The organism is Intestinimonas sp. HCP28S3_D6, from assembly GCF_052065695.1.
Taxonomy (GTDB): domain Bacteria; phylum Bacillota; class Clostridia; order Oscillospirales; family Oscillospiraceae; genus Intestinimonas.
This window is the reverse complement of the sequence record NZ_JBQHTM010000030.1, coordinates 1-16643: the sequence shown is the minus strand read 5'-3', so window position 1 is coordinate 16643 and position 16643 is coordinate 1. Positions and strand designations below refer to the sequence as shown.

Genomic DNA, 16643 nt, shown 5'->3' with positions numbered 1-16643 from the left:
CTCCTTTCAGCCCACGATGAGGCTGCCGATCTGGTAGACCAGGAAGGAGCCAATCCAGGCGGCGCACAGCTGCCAGCCGATGGAGGCCAGGGTCCACTTCACAGAGTTCATCTCCTTGCGGATGGTGGATACTGCCGCCACGCAGGGGACATAGAGCAGCACGAACACCAGGAAGGAGTAGGCGGCCAGGGAGCTCTGGAAAGTGCCGCTCAGAGCGGCGGCAATGGTGGCGCCGCTGGCGGTCATGGAGAAGCCGTAGAACATGCTCATGGAGGACACCACCATCTCCTTGGCGATGAGGCCGGAGAGGAGGGCCACCGCCGCCTGCCAGGTACCAAAGCCCATGGGGGCGAAGACGGGCGCCAGGAAGGAGCCGATGTGGCCCAGGATGGAGTACTCCGCGTCGGACACCATGCAGAAGGCGCCGTTCTCCAAGCCGAAGGTCTGCAGGAACCACAGCAATACGCTCATAGCCAGGATCAGTGTGCCCGCCTTGATGAGGAAGCCCTTCACCTTCTCCCACACGTGGAGGCTGATGTTCTTCAGGGTGGGCAGCCGGTAGGGGGGCAGCTCCAGCACGAAGGCGGCGGGCTCACCCTTGAACACCAGCTTCTTGAGCAGGATGCCGGAGATGATGGCGAAGATCAGGCCCAGGAAATAGAGGGAAAACACCACCAGTCCGCCGTACTTGGGGAAGAAAGCGGCGGTGAGCAGGCCATACACCGGCAGCCGGGCGGAGCAGGACATAAAGGGCACCAGCATGATGGTCATGCGGCGGTCCTTCTCGTTCTCCATGGTGCGGGCTCCCATGACGGCGGGCACGGTGCAGCCGAAGCCCATGAGCATGGGGATGAAGGCCTTGCCCGAGAGGCCGAACCGGCGGAGCAGCCGGTCCATGATGAAGGCCGCCCGGGACATGTAGCCGGAGTCCTCCAGGAAGGACAGAAAGATAAACAGGATGGCAATCTGGGGCAGGAAGGTAAGTACGCCGCCTACGCCGGCGATGACGCCGTCCACCAGCAGGGCCTCCACCCAGGGGGCGGTACCGGCTACGGCCAGAACCCCGCGGACCCACTGGGCAAAGCAGTCGCTGATGAGGAAGTCCACCCCGTCGGACAGGATCTGTCCGGGTCCGAAGGTGAGGGCGAACATGGCCAGCATCATCAGTAGGAAGACGGGGATGGCCAGGAACTTGTGGGTGACGATGGAGTCGATCTTGTCGGAGAGGGTCAGGGCATCGTGGGGCTGGCCCTTCACCACCGCCGCGCTCACCACCTTCTGGATGAACTGATACCGGCTGTCGGCGATGAGGGTCTCCCGGTCGCCCAGGACATAGGCGCTCTCGTAGTCCCGGCAGATGGCCTCCAGCTTCTCCTTGGTCCTGCCATCCAGGCCCAGGGCCTTCTCCACCAGGGAATCTCCCTCGATGAGCTTGATGGAGGCCCAGTGGGCGGGCATGCCCACCTCATAGGCCTTGTCGTGGATGAGCTCACCCACCTGGTGGTGGATGCGGTGGGTGTAGTCGTCGTAGAGGTCGTCGGGCTCCACCGTCACGCCGATGTGCATCTGCCGGTGGGCCACCCGGAGCATCTCCTCCACGTTCTTCCCCGACCGGGCGGTGATGGGGATCACCGGCACCCCCAGCTGCTGGGAGAGCTTCTCGACGTCGATGCGGTCTCCGCGCTTCTCCACCTCGTCCATGAAGTTGAGGGCAATGACCATGGGGCGCTCCAGCTCCAGGAGCTGGGCGGTGAGATAGAGGTTGCGCTCGATGTTGGTGGCGTCGATGATGTCGATGATGGCGTCGGGGTGCTCCCCCACGATGAAGTCCCGGGCCACGATCTCCTCCATGGAGTAGGGGGAGAGGGAGTAGATGCCCGGCAGGTCCACGATGGTCACCGACTTGCCATCCACCGAAGCCTTACCCTCCTTCTTCTCCACCGTCACGCCGGGCCAGTTGCCCACGTACTGGTTGGAGCCCGTGAGGGCGTTGAAGAGGGTGGTCTTGCCGCAGTTGGGGTTGCCCACCAGGGCCAGCTTCATCTCACGGGTGTCGTGGCTGGCGTAGTCGGGCACACCGCCGTGGTGCTCCTTCTCGTGGGCGTGGTCGGCCTCCATTTTCTTCTGGGTGGCCGCGTCCGGCGCCTTCTGCACTGCCTGCCGCCGCCGGCTGCGCTCCTGCCGCCGGGCGTTGGCCTCCTCCTCGCTGGTGGTCACCTCGATCTGGGCCGCATCCTCCTTCCGGAGAGAGAGCTCGTAGCCCCGGATGTTCACCTCGATGGGGTCGCCGAAGGGCGCCACCTTCCGCACCGTCACCGTGGTGCCGGGGGTGAGCCCCATGTCCACCAGCCGGCGCTTTACCGGCCCCTTGTCACTGCCTACCTTGAGGATGACTGCGCTGTGGCCCGGTTCCAGGTCCATCAGCGTGCCCCTCTTGTTCACCGTCTCTGCCGCCATCTCTAACTCCTTGCCTCCACTGTCCATCGGGGCTAATATTTCGTCCGCGAAGGATTAGTCTTGTCAAACTTCTTCTGTTCTTTAATACTACTACGTCCCCCAGGGGAAGGCAAGTCTAAATATCGCCCTCTAAAATGGTAGGTTTTGTTCACTTGGCACAACTTTCTACCAAAATTTATGTTAACTAATCTCGCCCTCCTTTCTTGACGAAAGGGGGCGGGTTGGATAAAATAGAACAGAAATCTATCCCAAGGAGGGACGCCATGAGCATGAGAAAAAAGCTCACCACACTGCTGACGGTCCTGGCTCTGCTGTACGCCCTGACCCTCACCGCCTTTGCCGCCGGTCCCAACGGGACCCTCTCCGTACAGCTCTACAGCTGGAACCAGCGCACCTACACACCGGCCTCCGCAGAAGTGGTGAAGCTCACCCTCAACGGCGACCCCCTGACCGGCGACGTCCCAGCCATGATCCGGGACGGCCGGACCCTAGTCCCCATCCGCCTGGTGGGTGAGGCCCTCCAGGCCCAGGTCCTCTGGGTCCAGCAGACGGGACAGGTCATTCTCACCAAGGGCGAGGATGTTATCGTCCTCACCCTGGACAGCGCCACCGCCATTGTCAACGGCGTGTCCACCCCCCTGCCCGACGGCGTCCCCGCGCAGGTGGTGACCTACGACGGCGCCGACCGCACCATGATTCCTCTGCGCTTTGTCTCCGAGGAGCTGGGCGCCCAGGTGGAGTGGGACCAGGCCACCTATACCGCCCATCTGACGGCCCAGCTCACCGAGACCACCCCCGAGCCCCCCACCCAGGAGCCTGAGACGCCGGTCCAGGATCCCCAGGAGCCGGAGGGCCCCATTCCCGGTGAGGACATCGCCCGGATCACCGGTATGAGCTGGAGTGCCGGCACCCTCACCATCACCACCGACCAGGCACCCAACTGCAAGGTCACCGATCTGGGCAGCCGGGTGGCCATTGACTTTCTCGACACCACCCTGTCAGAAGACTTTACCGACTGTGAGGTAGTTGACCCCTATCTTGCCGATGTACGCTATGCCCAGCATGGAGCTGAATTCTACCCCGGCAGCGAATACACCGTGCGTTTTGTTCTGGATCTGACCTCCGGGACCACTGCCACCGGCAACCTGACCATCACCACCACCCTCACCGGCGTCAGCATCACCACCCACGGCGCTCCCCAGGTCACCCCCACCGTCTCCATCGTCCCCCGGGACTACACCATTGTCATCGACCCCGGCCACGGCGGGGACCGGCCCGGCGCCTGTTATGAGGACATCATGGAGAAGGACATCGACCTGGCCGTCTCGCTGAAGCTGGTCTCCATCCTTCAGAACCAGGGCTTTCAGGTCATCATGACCCGCTCCACCGATGTGGAGATCGGTCTGTATGAGCGGGCCGACCTGGCCAACGCCGCCGGCGCCGACGTCTTTGTCTCCCTTCACTCCAACGCTGCGGAGAACCGCCCTGACTACCAGGGCATCTATACATATTACCACCCTTCCAGCAACCGGGGCGCCCGGCTGGCTCAAGCCATCCAGACTCCCCTGTGTCAGATCACCGGCGGCATCGACCGGGGCATCAAGGACGCCGACTTCGTGGTGCTGCGGGAGACCGATATGTGCGCAGTGCTGGTGGAGATGGGTTTTATGACCAACCATGAGGAGCTCATGAACCTGACCAGTGACAGCTACCAGCAGCTTCTAGCCCAGGGCATCGCCCAAGGCATCGTGGACTATCTGACCGCGGAGGCCCAGACGGCGAACGCCTGACGTTTCCCGGATAAATGAAACAAGCGTGGACGCTCGGCGTCCACGCTTGTTTTTTGTTTGCGTCAGGGCAGGAGCCAAACTACTACGCCCAGCACTACCAGGCCGATCACATTGGCCAGGGTGAAGATCCCCAGGTAGCGCATGGGCTTTGCCCCCTCGGTGCGGATATAGAGCTTGAAGGAGATGAGGCTGGCCAGGGAGGCGATAAGGGTGCCCAGGCCACCCACGTTGGTACCCACCAGCAGGCCCTTCCAGTCCTCGGTAAAGGTGGAGAGCAGCACGGCGGCGGGCACATTGCTGATGACCTGGCTGGCCAGGGCGGAGGTGACCACTGTGTTCCAGTCCATGAGGCCGGTGAGGAAGGTCCGCACCGCCCCGATCCGGCCCAGGTTGCCGGAGAAGACGAAGAAGCACACGAAGGTACACAGCAGGGCGTAGTCCACCCGGGGGAAGAGGTGCCGGGCGAAGAGGGCCGCCGCCACGATGACCACCGCCAGCAGGGCGGGCCAGGGCAGCACATGAAAGACAGAGAGGAGACACAGTACAAAGAGGAGGAGCATCAGCTTGAGCTGCCCCGGTTTGCCGATGCCACCGGCGTCCATGAAGTCCACCCGGATAATGTCCCCACTGGTGGTGCCAGCAGCCAGCACCAGGCCCACCAGGCTCACCGCCGTCAAAGGCAGGACGGCGGCGAAGAAGGCGCCCATGGGGATGCCGAACCGGGAGCAGAGGAAGAGGTTCTGGGGGTTGCCCACCGGCATGGCCATGCTGCCCAGATTGGCGGCCACAGTCTGAAGGGTGACGATGTAGGGGAGCTGGGCCTGCCGTCCGGTGAGCTCCAGCACCAGCACGGCAAAGGGTACGAAGGTGATGAGGGAGACGTCGTTGGTGATGAGCATGGAGCTGAAAAAGGGCAGCAGCACCAGGGCCAGGGCCAGGAAGCGGAACCGCTTCTCCCCCGCCAGGAGCCGCCGGGCCATCAGGTCAAAGAGCCCGCAGTCCTGGAGCCCGGCCACCACCAGCATGAGACAGAAGAGAAGCGCCAGCACCCGGTAGTCCACATAGTCGGCATAGCCGCCGTCAGGGGGCACCAGGAACATGGAGACCACCGCACACAGGAAGGCGATGCACAGCACCGCCTCCTTTTTGACGAATGCTTTCACTTGGTCTCTGCCCCCTTAGAAGAGACCGGTGATGACGCCGTTTTCGTCCACGTCGATGTTCTCGGCGGCGGGGACCTTGGGCAGGCCGGGCATGGTCATGATATCACCGGTGAGCACCACCACGAAGCCGGCGCCGGCGGAGACCTTCACCTTCTGCACCTTGATCCGGAATCCGGTGGGGGCGCCCAGCTTGCCGGCGTCGTCGGAGAGGGAGTACTGGGTCTTGGCCATGCACACGGGGAGGCCGCCGTAGCCCAGCTCGGTGAGGCGCTGTAGCTCCTTGGCGGCGGCGGGGGCGTAGTCCACCCCGTCGGCGCCGTAGACCTTCTTGGCCACGGCCTCGATCTTGCCGGTGAGGGGGGCGTCGCTCTCATAGGCGAAGCGGAAGCTGGGCTTCTCCTCATCGATGATGCGCAGGACCTCCCGGGCCAGCTCCTCGCCGCCGGCGCCGCCCTTGCCCCACACCTGGCTCAGGGCCACCCGGACGCCGTATTTCTCACAGGCCGTGCGGATCATGGCGATCTCGGCCTCGGTGTCGCTGTCGAACTGGTTGATGGCCACCACGGCGGGCAGGCCGTACACCTTGGTGATGTTCTCCACGTGCTTGAGGAGGTTGGGTAGTCCCTTTTCCAGAGCGGAGAGGTTCTCCTTGGCCAGGTCGGCCTTGGGGCAGCCACCGTGGTGCTTCAGGGCCCGGACGGTGGCCACGATGACCACTGCGTCGGGGGTGAGCCCCGCCGCCCGGCACTTGATGTCCAAAAACTTCTCCGCGCCCAGATCGGCGCCGAAACCGGCCTCTGTGACCACATAGTCCCCCAGCTTCAGGGCGGTGTCGGTGGCGGACACGGAGTTGCAGCCGTGGGCGATGTTGGCGAAGGGGCCGCCGTGGATGAAGGCGGGGGTGTGCTCCAGGGTCTGGACCAGGTTGGGCCGGATGGCGTCCTTCAGCAGGGCGGTCATGGCACCCTGGGCCTTCAGGTCGGAGCAGTACACCGGGTCGCCGGCGCGGTTGTAGGCCACCACCATGCGGCCCAGCCGGGCCTTCAGGTCCATGAGGTCGGAAGCCAGGCAGAGGACTGCCATGATCTCGCTGGCCACCGTGATGTCGAAGCCATCCTCCCGGGGGACGCCGTTGACCTTGCCCCCCAGGCCGCAGACGATGTTGCGCAGCTGCCGGTCGTTCATGTCCACACACCGCTTCCAGGTGATGCGGCGGACGTCAATGTCCAGGGCGTTGCCCTGCTGGATGTGGTTGTCCAGCATGGCGGCCAGCAGATTGTTGGCGGCCCCGATGGCGTGGAAGTCGCCGGTGAAGTGGAGGTTGATGTCCTCCATGGGCACCACTTGGGCATAGCCGCCGCCGGCGGCGCCGCCCTTGATGCCGAAAACCGGCCCCAGGGAGGGCTCCCGCAGGGCCAGGATGGCCTTCTTCCCCAGCCGGTGGAGGGCGTCACCCAGGCCCACGCTGGTGGTGGTCTTGCCCTCGCCCGCCGGGGTCGGGTTGATGGCGGTCACCAGGATGAGCTTGCCCTTCCGGGGGACATTCCGCAAGGCCAGGGTGTCCACCTTGGCCTTGTACTTGCCATAGAACTCCAGCTTGTCCTCGTCCAGGCCCACCTGCTGGGCGATCTGAGCGATGGGCAGCATCTCCGCCGCCTGAGCGATCTCAATATCCGTTTTCATACTTCCGACCCCTTTCTCTCTTCTCCTCATTTATGGATTCAGCAGGGCCGCCGCCGCGGTCCCCACCAGATTGGCGTCCTCGATCTGACGGAACACCATGTGCCGGCCCAGGGCGCCGGTGATGTAGCTGCCGCACAGCCGTTCCAGCTTGCCCCGGAACAGGTGTCCTTTATAGAAGGTAGAGCCCTCCGCCACCACGCAGGCGGGGCGGTGGATGTGCTGCCCGGCGCCGGTCTGGAGGAGGATGCCAGCCAGGTTGGCGCACACCAGCCGGGCGGAGCGTTCCACAATGCGGTCAATGATGGTATAGACCGCCTCCCGGTCGTCCTCGCCGTCACAGGCGGCGGCCAGGAGATTGTCTCCGTAGGGCCGGGCGGTGAAGGTATCGGTCTGGACCATGGTGAGGCCCTCCAGGCCGGTCAGGAAGGCGTTGAGCTTGTCGGAAAAGAGGCCGTCGGCCGCGCCCTGCCGCAGAGCCCGCCACACCAGCTCACCCTGATAGCGGCCGGAGACCATCTTCTCATAATGACACAGGCCGGGGTCCACGCTGTTCTCATCCAGCGCCTTGTCAAAGGCGCTCAGAGGCGCACCGTCAAACCGGGCCGACTCCATATTGATGAGCATGGTGTCCTGGTCCCAGGGGGTGGTCACCTTGCCCAGGTGCTCCCGCTTTTCCACATAGCAGGTGTTGACGCCGGTGCCGTAGATGAGGCCGATGTATCCGTCAAAGCGCTCCTCTCTGAGAGCGGCCACACCTCCCAGCAGAGCGGCCACCGTATCGTTGAGGACCACGAAGGTGACCCCCTCGGCCCCTTTGGCAGCCAGGGCGGCGGAGATATCACGGCCCAGCTCCTTGTCCTTGGAGCCGGAGATCTGGACCTGCTTGGAGATGTTGAGGACCTTGCCGTCCCGGTTGGGCAGGATCTCGGCGGCGTAGGAGAAGCACAGCCCCACCCGGCGGCTGCGGTTGGTTAGGGGGAGGACAGCGTCGGAGACCTCATCCACAAAGGTCTCCCAGGTAATGGGGGCCTGGGAACCAGGCATGGGGAAGACCCGCAGGTCCTCCACCACCGGCCCCTGAGCCGTGATGGTGACCAGGCCGATGCGGAAATTGGTACCGCCGGCGTCGATGACGATGGTTGGAGTATCCTTGGGGATATCCCCGTCCAGGGACAGATAGGTGGGGAGCATCATCATCCAGGCCTCCGGGTCCCCCCGGAGCCCCTTTTCCATGTCGGCCTGAAAGGCCCTGGCACAGGCATCCACGTCCACTAGCGCCGGGTCCAGGCCGTATTTGCGCAGAAATGCCTCCGTTTTGCCGACGATATCGGCCATATGGCTCACCTCTCTCTATGATTTGGCGGGTCGACCCGCCCTTGTGATAAAAAGAGACAGGGCAGGCTTTCTCTTCCTGCCCTGTCCCTTATTGTACCATAATCCCGTGCCGCTGCACAGTCCTTTGGTAAAAGTCCTTACTTCTTGGCCAGATACTTACGCATATCCAGAGCGCAGGCGAAGAGGATGATAGCGCCCTTGATGAGATACTGGAGGTTGGGGTCCACCTTCATCATGGTCAGGCCGATGAAGATGAGGCGGAGCATCAGCACGCCGATAACAATGCCGCGGATCTTACCGATGCCGCCGACGAAGGAGACGCCGCCGATGACGCAGGCCGCGATGGCATCCAGCTCGTAGTTGAGGCCGGTGTTGGCGGTGTTGGAGCCGATGCGGGCGCCCTCGATGAAGCCGGTGAAGCCGTACATGGCGCCGGCCAGGGCGAATACCATCATAGTGGTGAGGAATACGTTGACACCGGAGACCCGGGCGGCCTCTTCATTGGCGCCCAGAGCGAACATGTTCTTACCAAAGGTGGTCTTGTTCCAGATGAACCACATGATGGCGGTGAGAATAATGGCAAACCACACGTAGTTGGGGATAGCGGTACCGCCGATGCTCAGGATGGAGCCCTTGACGAAATCGGTGTAGGAGGCATCCAGGTTGGAGATGGCCATGCCCTTGTTGTTACCGGCCTGGACATACAGCAGCAGGATCGTGTAGACGATGAGCTGGGTGCCCAGGGTGACAATGAAGGGGTGGAGCTTGAACTTGGCCACGAAGAAGCCGTTGAAGCAGCCAAAGGCGGCGCCGATGATCATAGCGATGGGGATGACGGCCCAGATGGGCAGGGTTCCCATGTCAGGCCACATCTTGTTGGCCAGGTTGGCGGTGCTCTGGAGCAGGGAGGCCGAGACGCAGGCGGTCAGGCCTACGATACGGCCGGCGCTCAGGTCGGTGCCGGTCAGGACGATACATCCGGCGATACCCAGGGCGGCGGGCAGATAGGCAGCCGTCTGGGAGATGATATTGATGATGGAAGTGGCCTTGAGGAAATTCTCGTTGGAAATGGCGATGTAAATGACGGCCAGCAGCATCAGGATGATGAGGGCGTTGTTGAGGATCAGATCCCCGATCCGCTTGGCATCCCAAGTCTGCTTTTCCAGGGTCTTGGTCTGGTTACTCATTGCTCGGTTCCTCCCCTTTACACATATTTCGCGGCCAGGGTCAGGATCTCCTCCTGGCTGGTGTTCTTGGCGTCTACCTCGCCGGCCAGCTGGCCGCCGGACATGACCAGAATACGGTCACACACGCCCAGCAGCTCCGGCATCTCGGAGGAGACCATGATGACTCCCTTGCCCTGGTTGGCCAGGTCGATGATCAGCTCGTAGATCTCATACTTGGCGCCCACATCGATGCCGCGGGTGGGCTCGTCCAGCAGCAGCACCTCCGGCTTGGTGAGGAGCCACCGGCCGATGATGACCTTCTGCTGGTTGCCGCCGGAGAGGGACCGGATCTGGGTGGACTGGCTGGGGGTCTTGATGTGCATGGCCTGGATGGCCCAGTCGGTGTCCTCCCGCATCTTTTTGTCGCTCAGGCAGATGCCGCCCATGAGGTAGCTCTTCAGATTGGAGATGACGGTGTTCTCCTTGATGTCCCGGATGCCGAAGATACCGGTGGCCCGGCGCTCCTCGGTGAGGAGGGCAAAGCCGTTTTTGATGGACTCCCGGGGCGTGCGGTTCTTGATCTCCTTGCCATGGAGCTTGATGGTGCCACTGCCCTTGGTCATGGCCCCGAAGAGGTTCTCCAGTACCTCGGTGCGGCCAGAGCCGTCCAGACCGGCGATGCCAAGAATCTCGCCCTTCCGCAGCTGGAAGGAGGCGTCCTTCAGGCGGGTGTACTTGCCGGAGAGGTGCTGCACGTCCAGGATGACCTCGCCGGGCTCGTTGGTCTTGGGCGGGAAGCGGTTGGTGAGCTCACGGCCCACCATGAGCCTGATGATCTCATTCATGGTGAGCTCCTTGGCCGGCCGGGTGGCCACCCAGGTACCGTCACGCATGATGGTGACATCGTCGCTGATACGGAGGATCTCCTCCATCTTATGAGAGATATAGATGATACCGCAGCCCTTGTCCCGCAGCATGTTGATGATGCGGAACAGGTGCTCCACCTCAGTCTCCGTCAGGGACGAGGTGGGCTCATCGAACACAATGATCTTGGAGTCGTAGGACACCGCTTTGGCGATCTCCACCATCTGCCGCTGAGAGACGGGCATGGTGGACATGATGGTCTTGGGGTCCACGTTCACTTCCAGCTGCTCAAAGATTTCCTTGGTACGCTTGGCCATGGCCCGTTCGCTGACCATGATGCCGCCCACCTTGGGATAGCGGCCCAGCCACAGGTTGTCCATGACGCTGCGAGTCAGGGCCTGGTTGAGCTCCTGGTGCACCATGGCTACACCGTTCTCCAGGGCCTCTTTGGAGCTTTTGAAGTTGACCTCCTTACCATCCAGGATGATGGTGCCGCTGTCTCTGGAGTAGATGCCGAAGAGACACTTCATTAGGGTGGATTTGCCTGCGCCGTTCTCGCCCATGAGGGCGTGGACGGTGCCGGGCCGGACCGTCAGGTGAACGTTGTCCAGTGCCTTGACGCCGGGAAAGGATTTGCTGATATCGCGCATTTCCAGCAGTACCGGCTGATCCATATGCTTCCTCCTCCTTTTCCGATTCTCTCCTCAGAGCTTCTGCTTCAAGCGCACCCTCCCACGGCCGGACCGCGTAGAGGAGGCGTCTCAAGCAGGCGCTCCGGAGTGAGCAGAAACGGGGGGGGCCGCCCCCCGCGCCCCCCCCCCCCCCCCCGCTCGTCTTTCTTGTTTCTTGGGGCCGATCGAGCGTGCGCTTCGATTTACTCGGCAGTGTAGAGGCCGTAAGGCACGCGGATCTTGGCCACGTCGGTGTCCACGATGTAGCCGCCGGCATCGTCAATACCATCCATCAGAGCGCCACCGTTCTGGATGTTGCCCACCAGAGCGGTGATGGTGCTAGCCATGCCCTCGGCGTCCTGCATCACGGTACCGGTCATCTTGCCCTCGTCGATGGCCTGCTTAGCGGAGTCAATGGCATCCACGCCGAAGACGGGGATGGTGGTGGAAGCGCCGTCGCCCAGGTTGTAGCCGGCGGTCTGCAGGGAGGAGATGGCGCCCATGGCCATGTCGTCGTTGTTGGCGATGACCAGCTCGATCATGTTGCCGTTGGCCTCGGAGTACTCAGCCAGGATGGTGTCCATGTAAGCCACAGCAGCGGCAGAGGACCAGGTGCCGTTCTGGTCAACCAGGTACTTGGTAGCCACGTCGTCACCGCCGTAGTAGGAGAGAGGCTCCTTGCCAGCCTCGGTCAGGATGGCGTCGGCGTCCTCAACAGCATACTGGGTGCGGTACTCGGCCTCGGCGTTGCCCTCCTGGCCCTTGAACATGACGTAGGAGATCTTGCCGTCGCCGTTGAGGTCCACGGTGTCGAAGTTGGCAACCAGGTAGTCACCAATCATCTTGCCCTGCATGTGGCCGGCCTCGGGGGCATCAGTGCCCACGAAGGCGCAGTTCTCGTAGCTATTCACCACAGCGCTGTCAACCTCGCGGTTGAAGAAGATGATGGGGATACCGGCGGCCTTGGCGGCGTCCACGGCGTTCTGAGCGGCGTCGGGGGAGGAGGTCTCCACGATGTTGACGATCAGCAGGTTGGCGCCGTTGGCGATAGCGGTGTTGATCTGGTCGGTCTGCTGGGACTGGTTGCCAGCGCCGTCGTAGTTATCGGGAGTGATGCCCATGGCTTCCAGCATGGTGTCCATGTTGTTGCGGACGCTGGAGATGTACACATCGGAGTAGTTGTAGTAGAAGACGGCTACGTTCAGATCGGAGGCGGCCACGCTGCTGGTCTCAGCGGGAGTGGTCTCGGTGGATCCGGTCTCAGCGGGAGCAGGGGTGCTGCTGGTGCCGCCGGAGCAAGCGGCGATGCTCACACACATAGCGCCAGCCAGGAGCAGAGCAGACAGCTTTTTCATTTTCATGTAAAAATCCTCCTTGATTTTTGTTTGGCAGCTCTTTTGGAGCTTTACCACGATCATCATACCATGAAATCCCGGAAAAGGCCATATCAAAAATCACCTCTTTCCATAAATAATCTATTTTTTGCTTTTTGAGCTTTGGCACTTTTATGCAAAATACTCAATAGGTTTCTGGTAGAAAAGCCGAAAGGGCCTTACCAGGCCTTTTGGATGTACATCGGGATTCGTATGGTGTTATTTTCCATATCTTCCATATCGGATGGCTCCTCTCCAACGCCCAGGGTCCGGGCCAGCTGGAAGATGGCCGCCCCGTGGGCAGAGTAGTCCATAACCACGGTGCCCAGCAGCCTTCCACCCTCTACCGCCTCCAGACCCTGGGGCGTGCCGTCGATGCCCACGATATTGTGGAAGTCCAACCCCAGACGGTCCACCGCGTCGGCGGCCCCCAGGGCCATGTCGTCGTTGTTGCAGAGGATGAGCTCCAGATCCACCCCCTCCAGCAGCCAGGACTCGGTGAGGGCATCGGCCTGGCTACGTTCCCAGTTGGCGATACCGCTCTCCACCCGCTCCAGCGGGACACCGGCATCCCGCAGAGTCTGGACCGACACCTCGGTACGGATCATTGCGTCCTGGTGGCGGCTCTCCCCCTCCAGCATGGCGTACTGGAGGATGCCGTCTCCGTTTTTGTCCAGGGCGGCGGGGTCGCTCTCCCACAGCTCCAGCACGATCTGGGCCTGAAGCTGGGCGGACTGCCGGGCGTCAGAGCCCACGTAGTAGACCTTCTCCCAGCTCTCCAGGTCCTCCCGGACCGGTTCCCGGTTAAAAAAGACTACCGGCACATCGGCTTCCCGGGCCTTGCCGATGACCCGGGCGGCATCGGTGCGGTCCACAAGATTGACGCATAACACATCATAGCCCAGGGAGAGAAAGCGGTCGATCTGCTCATTCTGGGTATTTTGGTTCTCCTGAGCGTCGGATACCGTGAGCTGGACCCGTTCACCGCTCTCCTCGCTCCAGGCCTGGGCCGCGGCCTCCATGGCCTGGGTCATGTTGGTAATATAGGTGTCCGTGCCCTTGTAGACCGCCACACCAATACGCAGGGTCTCCTCCTCTCCGCTCCCCCTGTGAGCGCAGGCGGTCAGACACAGCAGCACCGCCGCCAGCAGCGCGCATACTCGTCTTTTCACAGTGCGTCCTCCTTCCGCTTTACGCCACCGGGAACAGGATCTGATCCATAGGATCGGTGAACATATTCTCTGCGGTGACGGTGTAGCAGTCCAGGTTCTGGTCCTCCGGCTGCGCCCCGTCCAGAGCCTCCAGAACGCTGAGGAGGCTCAGATAGCCAGCGTCGTAATCGCTCTGGACCACCAGCGCCGCCGCCGTACCCTCCTCTAAGCTGCTCAGGATGCTGTTGGAGGTGCCGAAGCCGTACACCGGCCCGCCCCAGGCACAGAGGGCCTCGGTGGTCCCGGGCTCCAGGGCCACCACGGGCTGGCCGTTGGGCTCGGGCAGCATCTCCACGGACGATGCCATCACCGTTCGCCACACCACACCCCGTTCCTGGAGCCGTTCCTCCAGACCGCGGCACCGGCGCAGAGCGGTCTCTCCCTCCTGGCCGGTCAGGATCACCGCGCAGGAGGAGGTACCGCTGTCGGCCACGGCGTCAGCCAGCCGCCGGCCCATCTCCTCTGGGGAGGCTGAGATCGTGCATGTCCCATCCACATTGGGCAGGTCGGGCCCCACCACGGTCACCGCCAATCCCTTCGGCGCCTCCTGAAGGGCTCCCGCCAGGGCTTCCCCGTCCACTGGGACCAAAATCACACCGTCCAGCTCCCCTTCCCACTCCCGGCGCAGCTGCTCCGCCTGCGCTGTCCCGGCTGGGCCGTCATACCGGAAAACATAGCGCACATCCACATTGTGCTCCCGGGCCGCCTTGTCCACACCCAGGCGGAAGTTCTGCCAATAGGACTCCCCCTCGCCGTCCAGCAGCACGGACACCCGCCGGATCTCCGGCTGTCCGCTCCCGAGGACGTCCTGGATGAGCATCACGGCCAGAGCTGCCACCAGCACCAGCAGCACTCCAATAAACACATGGCGCTCATTTTTTCTCATCATGTGTCCTCCATTTCCCCGTAGGGCACGGCCGGCAGGTGCAGTGTGACTACGGTCCCCTCGTCAGGCTCCGACTGGATGGTGACGCCGTAGTCCGCCCCAAAGTAGAGCCGGATGCGCTCCTGAACATTCCTGAGCCCGATGCCAGAGCCCCGTTTGCTGCCCGTCTGGGCTCCAGGCTGGGGAGATGCCGTGAGCAACCGCTCCACCACGTCGGGGGGCATCCCCAGACCGTTGTCCGAGACGGTGATGGTCAGGTCTTTCCCGTCGGTTTCCGCCCGGATGTCGATGAGGCCGTCCCCGTCCATGAAGTCCATGGAGTGGTAGATGGCGTTCTCCACGATGGGCTGCACTACCAGCTTGATGGTGGTGAGGTTGGCCGCCTCCTCCGGGCACGTGATCTGATAGTGGAACTTGTTCTTGTAACGCATCTCCTGGATGAGGAGGTAGTTGCGCACATGTTCCAGCTCGTCCCGGACGGGGATGATGTTGCGTCCCTTGGAGAGGCTGATGCGGAAGAACCGTGCCAGAGCAGTGACCACCCGGATGGCGTCCTCCCGCTGTCCGTTCTCGATCATCCACACGATGATATCCAGGGTATTGTAGAGGAAGTGGGGGTTGATCTGGGCCTGGAGGGCGTTGAGCTCACTCTTCTGCTTGGCCTCATGCTCCCGGACCATGTCAGCAGTGAGCTGGCGCAGTCGCTCCACCATGTTCTGGATGGCCGTCCCCAGCTCCCGGGTCTCGGCGGTGCCGCCCACATAGATGGTGGGGTGCTCCGCCCCCTCTTCTACTTCACCCACCGACTCCCGCAGCCGCCGCAGAGGCTCAGTAATCTTCCGGGAGAGAAGCACATTCATAAGGATAAGCAGCTCCACATAGGCGCAGATGATGACCACCAGGAAGGGGAGCGTCTGCTGGAGGCTCATGGTAAAGCCGGGGCGCTCCACCACACCCACCACCTTCCAGCCGGTGTAACCCACGCTCTGAACGATGACGGAGCGGCGGCTACCCTCCCACTCCTCAACATAGATGCCGTCCGCCCGGGCGGCGGCCTGGATGCTGTTTTCCCGCACCCGGCCTGTGGCAATGAGGGTGCGCTCCGGGTGGTAGATCAGGTTGCCCGCGCCGTCCACCAGATAGACATAGCCGCTGCCGGAGAGCTTCACGCTCTGGAAGAGGGCGGTGAGGGCACTGTACTTCAGATCGATGAGAAGAACACCCAGCTGGGTGCCGCCCCCTCGGGTGAGCTCCACAGCGCAGGAAAGGGAAATCACCCACTTATAGTTGCCCGCCCCGTCGGCAAAGAGGGTCTGGATGGCCGGCACCCCGAAGTGGAGATTTTCCGTCTGGGACATGGCTGCGGTGAACCACGCCTCTCCTGTCACATCCACGTCCTCCTTCACCTTGGCCGCCGGTGCGGTGGCCACCAGCTCCCCGTTTCCGGTAAAAAGAGCCACATTCTCCACATAGTCGCTGTATGTGTCGTAGAGGAGCCGGATCTTATCTCCCACCCCTTCCCGCTCCAGGTCGGTATTTTTCACCACATTATAACAGATGGAGTCGGAAAGGCGGATCATATCTCTCAAATAGGTGCTCAGTGACTGGTTGACCTGGCTGACCAAAATCTGGTTTTCCTCCTGGATGGCATCATCCATCTGCCGGGAGAACCGGGCATACAGGGTCAGGCAGGTGAGCAGCACCGCCACCAGAGCGCTGACGGTAAAAGAGGCGAACATCACATACCGGATGCTGCCCCTGGAAAACCGGAGCTGGAGCCGTTTTGTCATCTCTCCCACGCCATTGCCTCCTTTTGTCGTCCGCACCGCCCGTTGTGGAAAAGGGCGGCCGCCATCCCGGCGGCTCACCGCGCCGGCAACAGGCGACCGCCCCTTCGGAGCATCTCTTACTTGCGGAATTGCGACGGTGACACGCCGAACCGCTTCTTGAACACGTAGCTGAAATAGTTGGGCTCGTCGTAGCCCGCCCCAAAAACGGCTCCGCCGTTTCCGGGGAACCCCACTTCTTCTCTTCCTCGGCGGAA

The 16643-nt window shown here is 62.5% G+C and carries 12 protein-coding genes; 1 reads left to right on the top strand and 11 read right to left on the bottom strand.

The features are described from left to right. Positions 1 to 6: 6 nt before the first annotated feature. The gene (feoB, locus tag ACTNBK_RS10810) at positions 7 to 2457 is read right to left on the bottom strand and encodes a ferrous iron transport protein B (RefSeq protein ID WP_441145997.1); all 2451 of its coding nucleotides are present in this window, start codon (positions 2455 to 2457) and stop codon (positions 7 to 9) included. A gap of 263 nt (positions 2458 to 2720) precedes the next feature. On the opposite strand from feoB, the gene ACTNBK_RS10805 reads away from it, so the two are divergent. Beyond that, complete coding sequence (locus ACTNBK_RS10805) at positions 2721 to 4247, top strand: N-acetylmuramoyl-L-alanine amidase (protein ID WP_441145996.1); 1527 nt, start codon at positions 2721 to 2723, stop codon at positions 4245 to 4247. A gap of 62 nt (positions 4248 to 4309) precedes the next feature. On the opposite strand, the gene ACTNBK_RS10800 is transcribed toward ACTNBK_RS10805, so the two are convergent. The 10 genes from ACTNBK_RS10800 to ACTNBK_RS10755 all read right to left on the bottom strand — a co-directional run bounded on the left by ACTNBK_RS10800 (position 4310) and on the right by ACTNBK_RS10755 (position 16622). Then, positions 4310 to 5410 (bottom strand): SLC13 family permease, encoded by a 1101-nt coding sequence (locus ACTNBK_RS10800; RefSeq protein ID WP_441145994.1) that lies wholly within the window; start codon positions 5408 to 5410, stop codon positions 4310 to 4312. 15 nt (positions 5411 to 5425) lie between these two features. Beyond that, positions 5426 to 7093: a formate--tetrahydrofolate ligase gene (locus ACTNBK_RS10795; protein WP_441145992.1), complete on the bottom strand. Its 1668-nt coding sequence runs from the start codon at positions 7091 to 7093 to the stop codon at positions 5426 to 5428. Positions 7094 to 7123: 30 nt separating this feature from the next. Continuing rightward, positions 7124 to 8428: a hexokinase family protein gene (locus ACTNBK_RS10790; protein WP_441145990.1), complete on the bottom strand. Its 1305-nt coding sequence runs from the start codon at positions 8426 to 8428 to the stop codon at positions 7124 to 7126. Between the two features lie 137 nt (positions 8429 to 8565). Further along, the gene (locus tag ACTNBK_RS10785; protein WP_294512638.1) at positions 8566 to 9615 is read right to left on the bottom strand and encodes a galactose/methyl galactoside ABC transporter permease MglC; all 1050 of its coding nucleotides are present in this window, start codon (positions 9613 to 9615) and stop codon (positions 8566 to 8568) included. Positions 9616 to 9632: 17 nt separating this feature from the next. Beyond that, positions 9633 to 11132: a sugar ABC transporter ATP-binding protein gene (locus ACTNBK_RS10780; RefSeq protein WP_294512640.1), complete on the bottom strand. Its 1500-nt coding sequence runs from the start codon at positions 11130 to 11132 to the stop codon at positions 9633 to 9635. A 200-nt stretch (positions 11133 to 11332) separates the two neighbouring features. Beyond that, a complete protein-coding gene (locus tag ACTNBK_RS10775) occupies positions 11333 to 12490 on the bottom strand; it encodes a galactose ABC transporter substrate-binding protein (protein WP_441145987.1) in 1158 nt (385 codons plus the stop codon). A gap of 191 nt (positions 12491 to 12681) precedes the next feature. After that, positions 12682 to 13674 (bottom strand): galactose ABC transporter substrate-binding protein, encoded by a 993-nt coding sequence (locus ACTNBK_RS10770; protein ID WP_441145985.1) that lies wholly within the window; start codon positions 13672 to 13674, stop codon positions 12682 to 12684. A gap of 19 nt (positions 13675 to 13693) precedes the next feature. Continuing rightward, positions 13694 to 14599 carry a sugar ABC transporter substrate-binding protein gene (locus ACTNBK_RS10765; protein WP_441145983.1) on the bottom strand — a complete coding sequence of 302 codons (906 nt, stop codon included), beginning with the start codon at positions 14597 to 14599 and terminating at the stop codon, positions 13694 to 13696. Beyond that, a complete protein-coding gene (locus ACTNBK_RS10760; protein ID WP_441146051.1) occupies positions 14599 to 16389 on the bottom strand; it encodes a sensor histidine kinase in 1791 nt (596 codons plus the stop codon). Before ACTNBK_RS10760 ends, ACTNBK_RS10765 begins: the two co-directional genes overlap by 1 nt. 116 nt (positions 16390 to 16505) lie before the next feature. Further along, the gene (locus ACTNBK_RS10755) at positions 16506 to 16622 is read right to left on the bottom strand and encodes an AraC family transcriptional regulator (protein WP_441146049.1); all 117 of its coding nucleotides are present in this window, start codon (positions 16620 to 16622) and stop codon (positions 16506 to 16508) included. Positions 16623 to 16643: the final 21 nt, after the last annotated feature.

Excerpts from the sequence above, each read along its gene's own strand:
- feoB (WP_441145997.1), bottom strand. The coding sequence starts at position 2,457 with ATGGCGGCAGAGACGGTGAACAAGAGGGGCACGCTGATGGACCTGGAA.
- ACTNBK_RS10805 (WP_441145996.1), top strand. The coding sequence starts at position 2,721 with ATGAGCATGAGAAAAAAGCTCACCACACTGCTGACGGTCCTGGCTCTG.
- ACTNBK_RS10795 (WP_441145992.1), bottom strand. The coding sequence starts at position 7,093 with ATGAAAACGGATATTGAGATCGCTCAGGCGGCGGAGATGCTGCCCATC.
- ACTNBK_RS10790 (WP_441145990.1), bottom strand. The coding sequence starts at position 8,428 with ATGGCCGATATCGTCGGCAAAACGGAGGCATTTCTGCGCAAATACGGC.
- ACTNBK_RS10785 (WP_294512638.1), bottom strand. The coding sequence starts at position 9,615 with ATGAGTAACCAGACCAAGACCCTGGAAAAGCAGACTTGGGATGCCAAG.
- ACTNBK_RS10780 (WP_294512640.1), bottom strand. The coding sequence starts at position 11,132 with ATGGATCAGCCGGTACTGCTGGAAATGCGCGATATCAGCAAATCCTTT.
- ACTNBK_RS10775 (WP_441145987.1), bottom strand. The coding sequence starts at position 12,490 with ATGAAAATGAAAAAGCTGTCTGCTCTGCTCCTGGCTGGCGCTATGTGT.
- ACTNBK_RS10765 (WP_441145983.1), bottom strand. The coding sequence starts at position 14,599 with ATGAGAAAAAATGAGCGCCATGTGTTTATTGGAGTGCTGCTGGTGCTG.
- ACTNBK_RS10760 (WP_441146051.1), bottom strand. The coding sequence starts at position 16,389 with ATGACAAAACGGCTCCAGCTCCGGTTTTCCAGGGGCAGCATCCGGTAT.